Raw genomic sequence first — 15,081 nt, 5'->3', positions numbered from 1 at the left:
AGGGGCGATCCTTTATTTAAGGAAGGACCTAGAGGCGCGGCTGCATGCCATCATCTACAGCCGTAAGCCAGGCGCAGGGCAGACCTAAGATAAGGCGGCTGATGGTCGCAAGTGGTCGCAAGGGGCCTGCTAAAGCCCCATCAGTGGTCTGCGTCCCCTTGTAAAGGGCGTAGCGGGGTTATTGGCCCGAAACCAATGAAGCTGACAGAGAAGCGGCAGGGAAGCGGCAGGGCGTGCGGCTCATGGTTCGCGGGCGGGGGCGAATGGGCTTGGGGGGCGCCCACAACTTGCTAAGCTCGGACAAGCTGGGCGCCTCTTCCGCACCCTGCGCCAATGGCTGCCGACGCCAGCTCGCAAATCGAATCGCCGCCTGCCCTGGCTTCACTTCGCGCTTAACTACAATGGCCCGCTGAGGGGCGACACGGGGGGAAAGGTCTGCGGGGGACAGTTAAAGGGTGAAGGCCGGGGAAAAGGAGGTCGTTTGCCCTTGACTTGACACGGACGCCCCCTTCTTCCGACCGGAAGAAGGGGGCAACCCCTTGAGCAAGGGGAGGGAGGTGGCGCCCGCCGAGGGGGCTTCAGGGGCTACAGGCTACGCACAGCGAACGCGGCTGTTTGGGCCGAAAGATCGCCTTGACGCGTTGGGCCTGGGTCATGCTGACCTCACAGGTCGGTTCCTTGCTGCTACAGGCGCCCTGCCAGCCGTCGAAGAATGAGCCATGATCCGGCTGGGCGGCCAGGGTCACCCGGCTACCCTGGGCATATTGGGCGATGCAGGTGGCGCCGCAATCGATCACACCTGCACCTGTATCCGAACTGAAATCCAGTTTAGTCGTCTGTTCCAGCCAATCGACATAGTTGGCCAGCCGCGTATAGACTGCATACGCCGGTGCAGTGGTGCAGTCCTGACTGCGATCAGGTGGATCGCGCGGGTCGGTGCGGCGGTTGATCAGTTGACCCCGGGCTAGGTTCGACCAGCTGAGGATGCCTGCCTGAACAAAACCGCCGCGCTCATTACTGACCACCAGCGGGCTGCCATCCTTGAGCAGACAGGCCCGCTGGGGCGTATCCTGTCGGGCGCAGATCATGTTGCCGTTAACCCGCAGCCCACTATTTTCTTCATAGCTGCGGCATTGGTCGGGACTGGCGATCTGGGCCTGTTGGCTGGTAAGCGCGGTGAGCGGATAGCCATCGGTCGTGCATTGTTCCTCCGTCCCCCAGCCGGTGATCCGACCCTGGGTGCCGATACAGGCCAGGCGTGCTTCGCCCTCGCAGGTAACGGGGCGAATCGGTTGCGCCCAGGTCGGTTCCTTGAGTTCGAGCAGGGCGATGTCGTTATTGCCGGTGGCTGGGTCAAAGTTGGGATGCCGAATCACCCGCTTGACCCTGGAGAGCTGCCCACCGCAATCGGGGCGGCTGGAGCCGGTGCGCACCTCGATCGCCGAGGCGGCGACGGTGACAATCGTGTTGAATCGATCATCGCTATCATCGACCACACAATGCGCCGCGGTCAGCACCCAATTGGGATGGATCACCGACCCGCCGCAGGTCCAATCGCCGTTCAGTTTCCAGGTGCTGACCCGGATATGGGCCTGCCAGGGCCATTCGGGTTGGGATTCGACCGGACCCTCAGGGGGTATAGGCGGCTCGGCAGGCGGCCCCTGGTCGGGTGCAACGACTTGGATCGCCGTGACCCGCCCGCCGCCACCGCCGAGCTTGTGGATGCTGAGCGGCAGGTTTTGGGTATCTGGATCGAGCCAGGGCTGCAAGCGGTGATAATAATTGGCGAAGGCGCCATCGACGTTGAGGTTGCTCACCCCATCGCAGGGGTCATCGATATTGAAGCCGCAGATCCCCGACAGCTGCCCCACGACCTGACCGGAGGCGCTGATGAGCGGCGCACCGCTGCTGGCCGGCTCGGTGGCGCCGATGGCATTGCGGGTGAAGATATAGGTGCCGCGCGGCAGGTAGGTCACGCCGCAATACCTGACCGGATCGGCTCCCGCATCCACTTGATGGGTCGAAAAGGCCTGGGGGGCACCCAGCGGATGGCTGATGCGAAACAGGGTCGCACCGGCAGACCAGGCCACCGGGTTGCTGCTCCAGCCCAGATACCAGGCATCCTGGGGGGGCGGCTCATCGAGGATCAAGAGGCTGTGGTCATCGACCGCCGAGTTGCGCAGCAGGGTGGTGCCCAGGGTGGTGAAGGTGCCCGCTGGGACCGGCTGACAGCCGCTCTGACAGCTTGGGGTGCGATAGTCGAACCAGGTCTCGACTGTCGCGGCTGTATCCGGGTCATTGATGCAATGGTTGGCGGTCAGGAAATAGGGGATGCTGCTGTTAGGGTCGGTGTCGGCGATCAGCCCACCGCTACAGGCATAGCCCCAGCCGTCCTCGATGAAATTGATCGAGGCCACCGCCTTGCGCGCCTTGTCGATCTCGGGCCAGTCGATCGGATTGAAACAGGAGGCATCCTTCACACAGGGGGCGTTGTTGGGACAGAGCTCGGGCGGCAGGGGATGACGCAGCATGGCCGAGGCGATGGTGAAGCGGACATCGTCTGATTGCGCCTCGGGGACCTCGACCTGGATATAGAGCTCATTGCCGGTCAGGGTATGGGTCCACAGGCGCGGGCCGGGATTGGTGTAGGTGTGGAGGTCGCCGGCATCGTTATAGACATGGATCTTGGCGTCCGGCGGGAGCTGAATATTCTCCAACAGCAGGCGGGTTCCGGCGGATTTAGCGGTATCAAGACGAATCGCCCAATGAAGCTGTCCATCGATGCACCGCACCAGACCGCCAGCGAATGCATAGGTTTGATCGGTCATGGCCCCGACATCGATGGGCTTGAGATCGACCTGGATGGCGATAGGCTTGACCGCGCCGATCTTGAAGGGTTTGGCAGCTCCAGCCCCTGCTGCGGCCATGTCTTGAGCGATGCGCTCGCGTTCCTGGTCGGTCAGGCTCAGGGTGGTGATGGGGGTGGAGGGGAGGCGTCCTAGCCGCTGGGTGAGCGTTTGCGCGCTGAACTCAGGCGCGGTGGCAGTGGCCTGAGCAGGGTGGAGCGCAGCCGGCTGGGTGAAGACCTCGACCGCCGGCGCGGCTCCCGAGACGACCAGCAAAATGATCGGCGCCAATCGCCCAGTCAAGCGGTTTGTGTCCATTGCGAGACTCCTCTAACGTTAGGGTCTTGATGAAGAGAAAGGGCGCTGGGGTGCCAGCATGCTATCCAGCCAGCGGGGCGCCCATCGTTGCGCGATGCAGCTTCAGCCTCCGCTCGCGCGTGCAGGTGAGCGCGCCATCCATCACCCTGATGTCTCGAATGAAAAAGCATAGCGCATCTTGCCAATCGCCGCGACATGTTGGAAACAGACAACAAGCCTTTTGTAGATGTCCCTGGCTCGCTGCGCCGCCGTCCGCTCGCGGTGTTTGCATCGTTCTCGGGCGCCGGCGGGGTCGAGCGGATGCTGATCCATCTGCTGCGCGGTTTCGTCGCCTTGGGCGAGCAGGTCGATTTGCTTTTGGTGCGCGCGGACGGTCCCCATCTCGCAGATCTCCCTGTGGGCATTCGGCGGATCGATCTGCGTACCCCCCATACCCTTTGGGCCATCTCTGAGCTCGCCCGGTATCTGCGCGCACACCGCCCGCGGGCCTTGCTTGCGATCAAGGATCGCGCTGGTCAGGCGGCGGTCCTGGCTCGGTCCTTGAGCGGGGTCCAGGTGCCGATCGCACTGCGTTTGGGGACCAATCTCTCCGCATCCTTGGCAGGGCGCAGCCCGATCGCGCGCTGGCTGCGTCTCCAGCCGATCCGTTGGCTCTATCCGGACATCGAGCGCATCGTCACTGTTTCCAGAGGTGTCGCTGAAGATACGGCCCGGCTTGTCCGCCTGGAACCGGCGCGCATCCAGGTCATCCGCAATCCAGTCATCACCCCGGCACTCCATGCCCTGGCTGCCGGTCCCTGCCCGCACCCCTGGCTGGAGCCGGGGCAGCCGCCGGTGATCCTGGGGGCCGGGCGCCTACAAGCGCAAAAGGACTTTCCGACCCTGATCCGTGCCTTTGCTCAGGTGCGCCGAGCGCGCGACTGTCGGCTGATGATCCTGGGGGAGGGCGGTGGGCGCAAGGCACTCGAGTCATTGATCGCTAAGCTTGGCCTGGGCGATGTAGTGACACTGGTCGGTTTTCGCCCCGATCTTCCTGCTTATTTGGTGCGCGCGGCGCTCTTCGTCCTCTCCTCCCGTTGGGAGGGATCGCCGAATGTGCTCACCGAGGCTCTGGCCCTGGGTGTGCCGGCGGTCTCGACTGATTGTCCGAGCGGTCCTGCCGAGATCCTGGCAAACGGGCGCTATGGCCCCTTGGTGCCAATCGGGGATGCGAATGCCCTGGCCGAGGCGATGGGCCAGACCCTGGATCGCCCCTTGCCGGCTGCCGTGTTGCGCGCTGCCGTGGCCGAGTATGACTGGCTCGAGAGCACCCGCGCCTATCTAGAGGTCCTAGACAGGCTGGCTGCGTCGTCAATCCTCTCCCGCCGTCACGCAGACCATTGATCCGGCTGGGATCCCATCCTGGGTCAGACGCCTAGTAGCATGATTTTAAAAGAAATTTTTCCTGTTGCTCGCCCTTGAAAAACGACCGGTCTGTTCTATCATTCTCGGCAGATCGACCAGTACACTGGGGATTGAGCCAATGGAGGTCTAGGCCATGAAGTTCAAACGCACCGATCTGGCTGAATCCGTACCGCGCCGTGAACCTGCCTTGTTCGATGAGATGGACCGGTTGTTCAACAGCCTGCTCCAACGCACCTGGGGCCATCCATTTCGCGATCTCTGGCCGGAATGGGTACGCTTCGACCAGGGTCTCGAGATCCGTCCGCGCATCGATGTCGTCGATCGTGAGGGCGAGCTTCTGGTGCGGGCCGAGGTGCCGGGGGTCGAACGCGAAAACCTTGAGGTGGAGCTTGCAGGGGATCTGTTGACCATCAAAGGCGAGCGTAAATTCGAAGAGACCAAGGAAGAGGGCGCTTTTTTCCATGCCGAGATCGCCCGCGGCAGCTTTAGCCGGAGCATCCGTCTGCCGGTCGAGGTCGCCTTTGATCAGGCCAGCGCTGAGTTCAAGAACGGCGTGCTCGAGATCCATCTCCCCAAGGTGCAAAAGACCGAGCGCCGGAAGATCGAGGTCAAATGAGGGCGCTGACGCCCTAGAGAGTAGGCTACGGGGCCGGCGGTATGCCGGCCTTATCTTTGATTACAAGTTACAATGCCATATCCCTGGCAATCCGATTCGGGTGACATCAGCGTCCGATGGTCAATGGACACAGGCTTAGCTTCACCATCCTCGGCACCGGTGCCGTGGGCGGTTTCTATGGGTCGAGATTGCTGGTGGGGGGCGCCATCGTGCGCTTTATTGCCCGCAGCGATGTCGCTTGGATTCGGACGCATGGTCTGCGGATTGAATCCCCGCTCGGCGATCGACATCATCGGCCGGTCGATGTCTATGCCGCGACTGATCCAATACCTACGAGCGACGTGGTCTGTATTGCGCTCAAGACCACTGAGAATGACCGTCTCCCTGAGTTGCTCAGACCCCTGATCCATGAAGGAACGGTCATCCTCAATCTGCAAAACGGCCTGACCCTTGAGGAAGAATTAGCAGCGACCTTTCCGCAGGCGGTGGTGATCGCCGGGCTGTGTTTTTTATGCGCCCACAAGATCGGCCCTGGCCATATCCGGCATCTCGATTATGGGCGGATCACCCTGGCGCCTGCGGATGCGCGCGCCCAGGCATGTATCCCTGCCCTTCAAGCCGCCTTCGCCGCCGGCGGGATCGAGACGGATGTTCAGGAGTCGCTGCTTGCGGCGCGCTGGCGCAAGCTGGCCTGGAATATCCCATTCAACGGGTTGTCCGTCCTGCTCGATTGCCATACGGCGGGCATCATGTTTGACCCCGAGGCGCGCGCCCTGGCCGACCGCCTGATGCAAGAGGTGGCAGCGGCGGCCTCGGCCTGCGGTGTCCCTTTTGAACCTGGCTTTATCCCCCGGCTGCTCGAGGCGACCGCGCGCATGGTCCCCTATGATCCAAGCATGCGGTTAGATTTCCTTGCCGGCCGCCCCCTCGAGATCGAATATCTCTATCGCCGCCCCTTGCGCGAGGCGGCCAGGCGGGGTGTGCGGATGCCGGCGGTTGAGACCCTGGCAGATCTTCTCAGCATCCGCGACCGCGCGCGTCGCACCTCGATCAGCGCCGCTGTGGCCTGATATGTTCTAAGCGCCAGATGTCGCGGTTATAGTCGAGGATGGTGCGATCCGAGGAGAAGCGCCCGCTGTGCGCCGTATTGAGGATGCTCATCCGCACCCAGCGCTCGTGATCGCGATAGGCAGAGGCGGCACGCTCCTGGGCCTCGATATAGCTCCTAAAATCGGCCGCCGTCATCCAAGGATCGTGTGGATTGCGGATCGAGTGGATGATCGGATCAAAGATGCCGGGTTCAAACCGATTGAAATGACCGGACTCGAGCAGGTTCATGACCTCGCGCAGTGCTGGGTCGCTGGCGATCAGCCCATTGGGGTTGTAGTGACCGCGTAGGGATTCCACCCCGGCAGCGGTCAAGCCGAACAGGAAGAAATTGTCGTCTCCCACCTGTTCGCGGATCTCTATATTGGCGCCGTCGAGGGTGCCGATGGTCACGGCGCCGTTCATCATGAACTTCATATTCCCCGTCCCCGAGGCCTCCTTGCCTGCGGTCGAGATCTGCTCCGACAGATCTGTGCCGGGGGCGATGATCTCCATCAGAGAGACCCGATAATCGGGTACGAAGGCCACGCGCAGCAGTTCGGCAGTGGCGGGGTCCGTGTTGACCACCCGCGCGACATTGTTGATCAACTTGATGATCAGCTTGGCCATGAAATAGCCGGGCGCTGCCTTGCCGCCGAAGAGCACGCAGCGCGGGGTCCAGTCAGCGGTCTCGCCCTGTTTGATGCGGCGATAGAGATGGATGATATGCAGGACATTGAGGAGCTGGCGTTTGTATTCATGGATCCGTTTGACCTGGACATCGAACATGGCATCGGGCGGAAAGCTGATCCCGCACAGCTCCTTGATATGGTCTGCGAGCCGCGCCTTATTGGCCCCTTTGATCACCTGCCAGCGGTCGCGGAAGGCACTGTCATCGGCATAGGGGATAAGGCGCCCGAGCTGTTCGAGGTCGCAGACCCAGGCATCGCCGAGTGTCTCGTTGAGCAGCTCGCGCAGGCCGGGATTACACATCGCCAGCCAGCGGCGAGGCGTGACCCCATTGGTTTTATTATTGAACCGCTCCGGCCAAAACTCATAGAAATCGCGAAACAGGCCCTCGCGCAAGAGCTTGGAATGGAGCTCGGCGACGCCATTAACCGAGAAGCTGCCGACGATCGCCAGATAGGCCATGCGCACCTGCTGTTCATGACCCTCTTCGATCAAGGACATCCGCCGCAGCCGGTCGACATCGCCTGGCCAGCGCAGTGTTACCTCGGCCAAAAAGCGGGCATTGATCTCGAAGATGATCTCCAAGAGGCGCGGCAAGAGCTGGCGGAACATCCGCACCGGCCAGCGCTCCAGGGCCTCGGGCAAGAGGGTGTGATTGGTATAGGCCATGGTCTGGCGGCTGATTGCCCAGGCCTCATCCCATTCCAGGCCATGCTCGTCCATGAGCAGGCGCATCAGTTCGGCCACCGCCACCGCCGGGTGGGTGTCATTGAGTTGGAAACAGTTCAGTTCGGCAAAGCGGCTGAAGTCTTGACCGTGCAGCCGTACCCAGTCGCGCAGGACGTCTTTGAGGCTGGCGCTGGCTAGTAAGTATTGCTGGCGCAGGCGTAGCTCCTTGCCGTTTTCGCTCGCGTCGTTGGGATAGAGCACCATGGTGATATGCTCGGCGGCGTTTTTTTGCGCGACCGACTCCGGATAGCTCCCCGCATTGAACTCGTCGAGATCGAACTCGTCGGTCGCCGCCGCCTTCCACAGGCGCAGGGTATTCACGGTATCGTTGCGATAACCAGGAACTGGGATGTCATAGGGAACGGCGAGCACGTCATGGGTATCGACCCAGCTCACGCGGATGCGCCCCTGTGGATCGCGATGGGTTTGGGTACGCCCACCGAATTGAATGCGCTGGGTAAACTCGGGCCGCTCCAGCTCCCAGGGATTGCCGTCGCGCAGCCAATGATCGGGCTCCTCCACCTGGTGCCCATTGTCGATGACCTGGCGAAACATCCCGTATTCATAGCGCAGCCCATAGCCGCGGACCGGAAGCTGGAGGGTAGCGCATGAATCCAAAAAACACGCGGCCAGCCGTCCCAGGCCGCCATTGCCCAGACCCGGGTCGGGCTCGACCGCTGCCATCTCCTCGATCGCCAGCCCCAGGTGCTCCAAGCCCTGGGCCGCCGTCTCCTCGATGCCCAGATTGAGCAGGCTGTTCCCCAGGATCCGTCCCATCAGAAACTCGAGAGACAAGTAATAGGCGCGGCGGCAGCGCGCCTCATCGTATGCCTGGCGGGTCGCCCTCCAGCGTTCCATCAGGCGGTCGCGCAGGGTCGCCGCCAATGCCTGATAGGCATAGTAATCTGAATGGCAATCGCGATCTCGCCCCAGGGTATGGACATAATAATGCTTGAAATCCCCGGCGATCCCCTCGGGTGCCAGCGATAAAGGCGGCAGATCAAAGGTTGCATCATTGGGACAGTTGCGGGTCGGTCTGGTCGGTGATGACATGCGATGTTCCTGAGTTCGTCAAAGGGATTACCGTGCAGCATGCGCCCTCTAGGTGCCCCTTAACCAGGGGAGGAGAGGCGTTCATGATCCTTGGCGGTGGGTTCGTAATGAACTGGCCTCTGGGTCATGCACAGTCAGGGTGAATCATCGGGCATGAGGCTCGGCAATGGCGAGTGACCTTGCTTGAAGTCCTCGCGCAGGCGTTTGAGCAGGCGCTGTCGCTCTTCGGGTCCTGCTACCATCAAGGCAGCGAAGGCGGCACGCCATTGGACCATATATTCATAGTCCGCCGGGCGGTCGGTATAGAGCATGATCGCGGTGCAATAGTCGGTGGCCTTGAGATAATCCTTGAAGGGCGCATCGCTGGGAACCAGCAATGAGGCCACCACCCGGCGTGCTCGCAGCGAGGCCTTGTGTTGGAGGCTCATGGCACGTGTTCAATCATAAATCTGTTCAATCATAAATCATGGTGGTACGCCAACTTAAACCCTGGCGCTCGAGTCTGATAAACAATGGGCCCGCAGCCGGTGCCCGCTCGATCTGGAGCCTGAGATCATCGGGCGCGGCAAAAAAGACCCCTGAGATGGCAACCCATAGCCCTAGCGCATGGTCAGGGATGCGGGCGAACTGATCCCGCACCCAGCTCAGCGTCACCAAGGACGGGATTGCCTCGCGCCCGTACTTGTGAATCCCCGTCTCGATCCAAGCGATGAACCCGTCCGAGACCGCACCGATGACGCTGGCCTGGTCTTTGTTCAGACGCGCCTGGATCTCGGCGCGTACCCGTCCGAGATCGACGAGCTCAGCGAGCGTCTCCCAATCATCCTGGTGGGCGGCGCGTTCCAAGCGCCAGAGCGTGAGATAGGGCCAGACACCATAAAGCAGGGTGCAGAGCATGAGAATGCTCAGGATAACACCCAGGATTCGACCTACCGAGCGCCAGGAGATGCCCTTGGGCGGTTTTTCCCAACACAGGCACAGACGCATCTGGCCCCATCGAACCTGATGGCCATTCATTCCGGTGCGGCAATATCAATCCTAGGCGTGTCTGACCCTGGATCGGCGCGGGCCGCATCTGCATCGCCCTGAAGCTGCTCGATCGCCTCGCAGACCGCCAACCAGTCGGCCTCGGTCTCAGCAATCTCGGCCTGGAGCTGGCGCTGTTCGGCAAGATGCGCCAAAAGTAATCCCTTGGCCGCCGGTTCGTAGAGCTCGGATGCCGCCAGCTTGCGCTCCAGGGCGAGCCGGCGTTCATTGAGGACAGCGAGACGTTGCTCCAAGGTCCTCTCACGGTTGCGCAGCGGCTGCAATGCCTGACGCATGGCCGCGGCCTGGCGGCGTTGCTCGCGGCGTTGATGAGCAGCGGGACGGATTGGGCTATGCGCGGCATCACGTTTGGCCAGCCAATCGGCATAATCATCGAGATCGCCGGCGAAGGGCTCAACCCGTCTGTCATTGACTAGCCACAGCGCATCGCATACCAGGCGCAATAGATGCCGGTCATGCGAGACTGTCACCAGCGCCCCCTCGAATCCCTGTAACGCCTCGGCCAGGGCCTCGCGCATCTCCAGATCCAAATGATTGGTCGGCTCGTCTAACAGCAACAGATTGGGCCGCTGCCGGATGATCAGCGCCAGCACCAGGCGCGCCCGTTCGCCGCCCGAGAAGGGTGCGACCGGCACCAGGGCGCGCTCGCCGCCAAAGCCGAAGCCGCCCAGATAGTCACGGAGCTGCTGTTCGGTTGCCTGCAGATCGATCCGGCGCAGATGGTCGAGCGGACTGTGATCTGGGTCGAGCTGATCGAGCTGATGCTGAGCAAAATAACCGATGGCGAGCCCCTGGGCACAGATACGCCGGCCTGACTGCACCGGCAGAACGCCTGCCAGGGCCTTGATCAGGGTGGATTTACCGGCCCCATTGCGTCCTAGGAGACCGATCCGCTCTCCGGGGGCCAAGCTGAGTCCGACCCCTTGCAACACCATACGCCCGGGATAACCGATTGTTGCCTGCTCAAGGCGCAACAATGGATTGGGTAGGGCAGCAGGCGGCGCAAATTCAAAGCGGAAGGGCGAATCGACATGGGCGGGGGCGATCGACGTCAGGCGCTCCAGGGCCTTGAGACGGCTCTGCACCTGGCGCGCCTTGGTCGCCTTGGCACGGAAACGCGTGATGAAGCCTTGCACCCGCGCGATCTCGCGTTGCTGTTGACGGTAGGCCGCTTGCTGTTGCGCAAGGCGCTCAGTACGAATACGCTCGAAGGCCGAATAGTTGCCTGGATACAGGGTCAGACGCTGTTGATCCAGGTGCAGGATCTGATCCACCACCGCATCCAAAAAATCACGGTCATGCGATACCAGGATCAGGGTACCGGGATAAGACTTCAGCCAACCTTCTAGCCAGATAACCGCGTCCAGATCCAGGTGATTGGTCGGCTCATCCAACAGCAACAGGTCTGAGCGGGCCATCAGGGTGCGCGCCAAGGCCAGACGCTGCCGCCAGCCGCCCGAATAGCTTTTAACCGGATGTTGTTCATCGCCGGGCGCAAACCCTAGGCCGTGTAAAAGACAGGCGGCGCGGCTTGCAGCCTCATAGGCGCCGATGGCCTCGAGCTGTCCATGCAGCTCGGCCACCCGCAGGCCATCGTTGTGTGCCTGCGCCTCAGCCAGGGCCGCCTGCAGCCGACGCAGACGCTGGTCGCCATCCAGCACACACTCGAGCGCTGTCTGGTCGTTGTCGGGGGTGTGCTGGGCGACATGGGCCACCTCCCAGGTCGGCGGGAGGATGACCTTGCCGCGATCGGGATGCAGCTCGCCGCATAACAGGGCCAGCAAGCTCGACTTGCCGCAGCCGTTGGCCCCGACCAGTCCCACCTTTTGGCCTGGATAAAGATTCAAGCTGACCCCTTCGACCAAGCGGTGGGGGCCGCGGCTGAATGCGAGATCTTTGAACTGAAGCATGGAACGCGCGATCCCCGCGCCGGATACACAGGGTGAATCGATCATAATAGATGCGCGATAGCATACCGCCATCAGCTGGAAACAGGGCGCAGGATGTGCTGACTGATTCCGCTAAGGTCATTGCAGCGAAGGGCGAAACGGCACTCCGTCCATGCAAGCAACTGGATACCAGCCTTGGGCGCTGCGCTGCATCGAGCGGCGGTCAAGTATCCTCTTGTCATCCTAGACATGGTCCTGTGCTGCCGAGGACCTCAGCCTCGACAGCCCCGCCTGCCATCCGAATCAGCAATCGCTTGCCTGGACTGAGCGTCTGGGGATCGCGCACCCATCGACCATCCGCCAGACGCTCGACGATGGCATAGACGCGTTCGAGGGTCTTGAGGGGACTGACGGTGTCGAGGGCAGTGGCAGCCTGGGCCAGTCGGGCGCACTGGGTCTGAATGAGCCCTTGCTGGGCGTACTGTAAACGCTGGCTCAAGACATCGAGGTGCAGGCGCCGGTTCGCCAGCCCAGGTGCCGGCGAAAGATGCGCCAGGCGCATCGCGAGCAGGCGCAGCCGCCCCCGAGCGCCGGCAAGCTGAGTGTGCGCCTGGGTCAGCAGCCCAAGCCCCAGGCGACCCAGGCGTTGTGCCCATTGACGTAGATGGGCGACGGGATGGAGCAGGCGTAGTTGGCGGCCGGCACCCTCCAGGCGATGCCGGGCGATATCTAGGCGACGGCCTTGGGCCAGGGTCAGGCGTTCGGCGATCCCGGTGAGACGCGCGGTAAGCTCGGCGGCTGAGGGCGCGACTCGCTCGGCAGCCGCCGAAGGGGTAGGGGCGCGCCAGTCGGCGGCGAGATCGGCGATGGACAGGTCGATCTCATGCCCGATCCCGGTCACCACGGGGATCGCTGAGGCGCGGATGGCGCGCGCCAGTCCCTCATCGTTGAATGCCGCGAGATCCTCTGCTGAACCGCCGCCACGCACCAGGATCAGGACATCGCATTCAGCCTGCTTATTGGCCAGTTCCAGTGCCTGGATCAGCGAGCCAGGTGCTTCCTCCCCTTGGACCAATGCCGGATAGATCACCAGAGGCAGCGCAGGGAAGCGGCGTTTAAAGACGGTGATGAGATCGCATCGCGCACCGCTGCGTCGGTCGGCGAGGTGATGAGACCGACCTGACGCGGGAAGCGGGGCAGTGGGCACTTGTGCGCCTGATCGAATAGACCCTCGGCGGCCAGCCGTTGTTTCAGCCTCTCAAAGGTCAGGCGCAAGGCCCCCTCGCCGTCTGGTTCGAGATATTCGACCCTTAGTTGGAACTCACCGCGCGGTTCATAGAGGGTCACCCGCGCCCGCGCCAGGACCTGCTGGCCGTTTTGCGGAGCGAAGGAGAGCAAGAGCCTGGCCGGGCGAAAGAGGGCGCAGCGTACCTGGGCGGTATCATCCTTGAGGGTGAAATATAGATGGCCTGAGCTCGGGGACGAGATGTTGGAGATCTCACCGCGCACCCAGACCAGAAAGGGCGGGCCGGTCTCGATGAGGGTGCGCGCTTCGCCGATCAGGCGCGAGACGGTATAGGGAGCGCGTTCGATGGGAAGGGACTGGGCAGCATAAAAGGCATCGGGACCGGGATCAGGGCTTGGGGCTGTTCGCGATGACCTATTATCGCAGCATTGACATCCTCCCCACCCTGAAGGGCAGGGTTTTGGTCGCGCATTGGGCCAGCTGCATGCGTCAGTGGTCTGGTTTTGCCTGTCTGGGCCTTTTATTAGAGAATAAATAGTTTATCGGCAATCCCAGCCCTGTGCCCCATCACGCGATCCGCGGAGCCTAGCATGCGCCTGATCCAGGAAGCACTCACCTTCGATGATGTCCTGCTCGTCCCTGCCTATTCAAACGTGTTGCCGAGGGACGTCGATTTCAGTACCCGCCTGACCCGCACGATCGGTCTGCGCATCCCTCTGGTCTCGGCGGCAATGGACACCGTGACCGAATCGCGCCTGGCGATCGCTATGGCGCTAGAAGGCGGCATCGGCATCATCCACAAGAACATGGGTATCGAGCGCCAGGCGCGCGAGGTGCTGACGGTGAAGCGCTATGAGAGCGGCATCATCCGCGACCCGATCACCGTGCCCCCGACCATGACCATCGGCGAGGTCCTGGCGCTGACCCGTGCCAATAATATCTCAGGAGTCCCAGTGACCGAGCGCGGCAAGCTGGTCGGGATCGTCACCGGGCGCGATCTGCGATTCGAGACGCGGATGGATGCCCCCGTCTCGACCATCATGACCCCCAAGGCGCGCCTGGTCACGGTGCAAGAGGGCGCCAGCCGCGATGAGGTGATCGCGCTGTTGCATCGCCATCGTATCGAGAAGGTCCTGGTGGTCAACGAACGCTTCGAGCTTAAAGGCCTGATCACGGTCAAGGACATCCAGAAGGCCAAGGACTTTCCCAAGGCATCGCGCGATGATCATGAACGCTTGCGTTGTGGGGCGGCGGTGGGTGTGGGCAAGGGTACCGAGGAGCGGGTGGCGGCCCTGGTCGAGGCGGGGGTGGATGTGATCGTGGTCGATACGGCGCACGGCCATTCCCAGGGGGTGCTCGACCGGGTGCGTTGGATCAAAACCCATTACCCCGATCTCCAGGTCATTGGCGGCAATGTCGCCACGGCCGAAGGGGCGCTGGCCCTGGTCGAGGCGGGGGCGGATGCGGTCAAGGTGGGGATCGGTCCGGGGTCGATCTGCACCACCCGCATCGTCGCCGGCGTCGGTGTTCCCCAGATCACGGCTGTTGCCAATGTCAGCGAGGCGCTCAAGGGGACCGATGTGCCTCTGATCGCCGATGGTGGGCTGCGCTATTCGGGCGACATCGCCAAGGCAATCGCCGCCGGCGCGCACAGCGTCATGATCGGCGGGCTCTTTGCCGGCACCGACGAGGCACCCGGCGAGGTCGAGATCTATCAAGGGCGTTCGTATAAATCCTATCGCGGCATGGGCTCGCTCGGCGCCATGAGCGCCTCCGAGGGGTCGAGCGATCGCTATTTCCAGGAGAACACCGACAAGGATAAGCTCGTGCCGGAGGGGATCGAGGGGCGCGTCCCGTACAAGGGCAGCTTGGTCAATGTCATCCATCAACTCATCGGTGGACTCGGATCCAGCATGGGCTATACCGGCTGTGCCACGATCGAGGAGATGCGCACCAAACCTAGATTTGTGCGCATCAGTCTTGCCGGCATGCGCGAATCGCATGTGCATGACGTGCAGATCACCAAGGAGGCGCCCAATTACCGCATCGATACCTAAGGAACCGCTGATTGAGTCATCACCCCGGCCAATGCTGGCGGCCAGTTTTATTGATGACTGGATCCCGGCGTGCGCAGGAATGACTTAAAGCGAAATCAAG

9 protein-coding genes and 1 pseudogene are annotated in these 15,081 nt (G+C 62.3%); 4 read left to right on the top strand and 6 right to left on the bottom strand.

Features of this window, described 5'->3' with window-relative positions:
* Positions 1-578: 578 nt before the first annotated feature.
* On the bottom strand, positions 579-3,164 hold the full coding sequence (locus GWK36_RS12100; protein WP_166271436.1) for a trypsin-like serine protease: 2,586 nt from the start codon (positions 3,162-3,164) through the stop codon (positions 579-581).
* 195 nt (positions 3,165-3,359) lie between these two features.
* Here GWK36_RS12100 and GWK36_RS12095 point away from each other — a divergent pair, with 195 nt between their 5' ends.
* The 3 genes from GWK36_RS12095 (at position 3,360) to GWK36_RS12085 (ending at position 6,254) form a co-directional block, all read left to right on the top strand.
* On the top strand, positions 3,360-4,547 hold the full coding sequence (locus GWK36_RS12095) for a glycosyltransferase (protein ID WP_166271435.1): 1,188 nt from the start codon (positions 3,360-3,362) through the stop codon (positions 4,545-4,547).
* A gap of 154 nt (positions 4,548-4,701) precedes the next feature.
* The gene (locus GWK36_RS12090) at positions 4,702-5,184 is read left to right on the top strand and encodes an Hsp20/alpha crystallin family protein (protein ID WP_166271434.1); all 483 of its coding nucleotides are present in this window, start codon (positions 4,702-4,704) and stop codon (positions 5,182-5,184) included.
* 116 nt (positions 5,185-5,300) lie between these two features.
* A complete protein-coding gene (locus tag GWK36_RS12085; protein ID WP_166271433.1) occupies positions 5,301-6,254 on the top strand; it encodes a 2-dehydropantoate 2-reductase in 954 nt (317 codons plus the stop codon).
* Here GWK36_RS12085 and GWK36_RS12080 read toward each other — a convergent pair.
* From GWK36_RS12080 to xseA, 5 genes and pseudogenes are all read right to left on the bottom strand, one after another.
* Positions 6,235-8,742, bottom strand: coding sequence for a glycogen/starch/alpha-glucan phosphorylase (locus GWK36_RS12080; protein ID WP_166271432.1), 2,508 nt, complete (start codon positions 8,740-8,742; stop codon positions 6,235-6,237). The genes GWK36_RS12085 and GWK36_RS12080 overlap by 20 nt on opposite strands.
* A gap of 134 nt (positions 8,743-8,876) precedes the next feature.
* Positions 8,877-9,170 carry a hypothetical protein gene (locus GWK36_RS12075; protein ID WP_166271431.1) on the bottom strand — a complete coding sequence of 98 codons (294 nt, stop codon included), beginning with the start codon at positions 9,168-9,170 and terminating at the stop codon, positions 8,877-8,879.
* Between the two features lie 25 nt (positions 9,171-9,195).
* A complete protein-coding gene (locus GWK36_RS12070) occupies positions 9,196-9,729 on the bottom strand; it encodes a DUF2939 domain-containing protein (protein ID WP_166271429.1) in 534 nt (177 codons plus the stop codon).
* A 26-nt stretch (positions 9,730-9,755) separates the two neighbouring features.
* Positions 9,756-11,699 (bottom strand): ATP-binding cassette domain-containing protein, encoded by a 1,944-nt coding sequence (locus GWK36_RS12065; protein WP_166271427.1) that lies wholly within the window; start codon positions 11,697-11,699, stop codon positions 9,756-9,758.
* Positions 11,700-11,916: 217 nt separating this feature from the next.
* Positions 11,917-13,271 (bottom strand): annotated as a pseudogene (xseA, locus tag GWK36_RS16140) (exodeoxyribonuclease VII large subunit).
* Between the two features lie 243 nt (positions 13,272-13,514).
* Here xseA and guaB point away from each other — a divergent pair.
* The gene (gene guaB / locus GWK36_RS12055) at positions 13,515-14,981 is read left to right on the top strand and encodes an IMP dehydrogenase (protein WP_166271425.1); all 1,467 of its coding nucleotides are present in this window, start codon (positions 13,515-13,517) and stop codon (positions 14,979-14,981) included.
* The last annotated feature ends 100 nt before the right edge of the window (positions 14,982-15,081 follow it).

This window comes from Caldichromatium japonicum, assembly GCF_011290485.1.
GTDB lineage: Bacteria > Pseudomonadota > Gammaproteobacteria > Chromatiales > Chromatiaceae > Thermochromatium > Thermochromatium japonicum.
The sequence above is the reverse complement of the archived record's forward strand: the minus strand, read 5'-3'. Positions and strand labels throughout refer to the sequence as shown.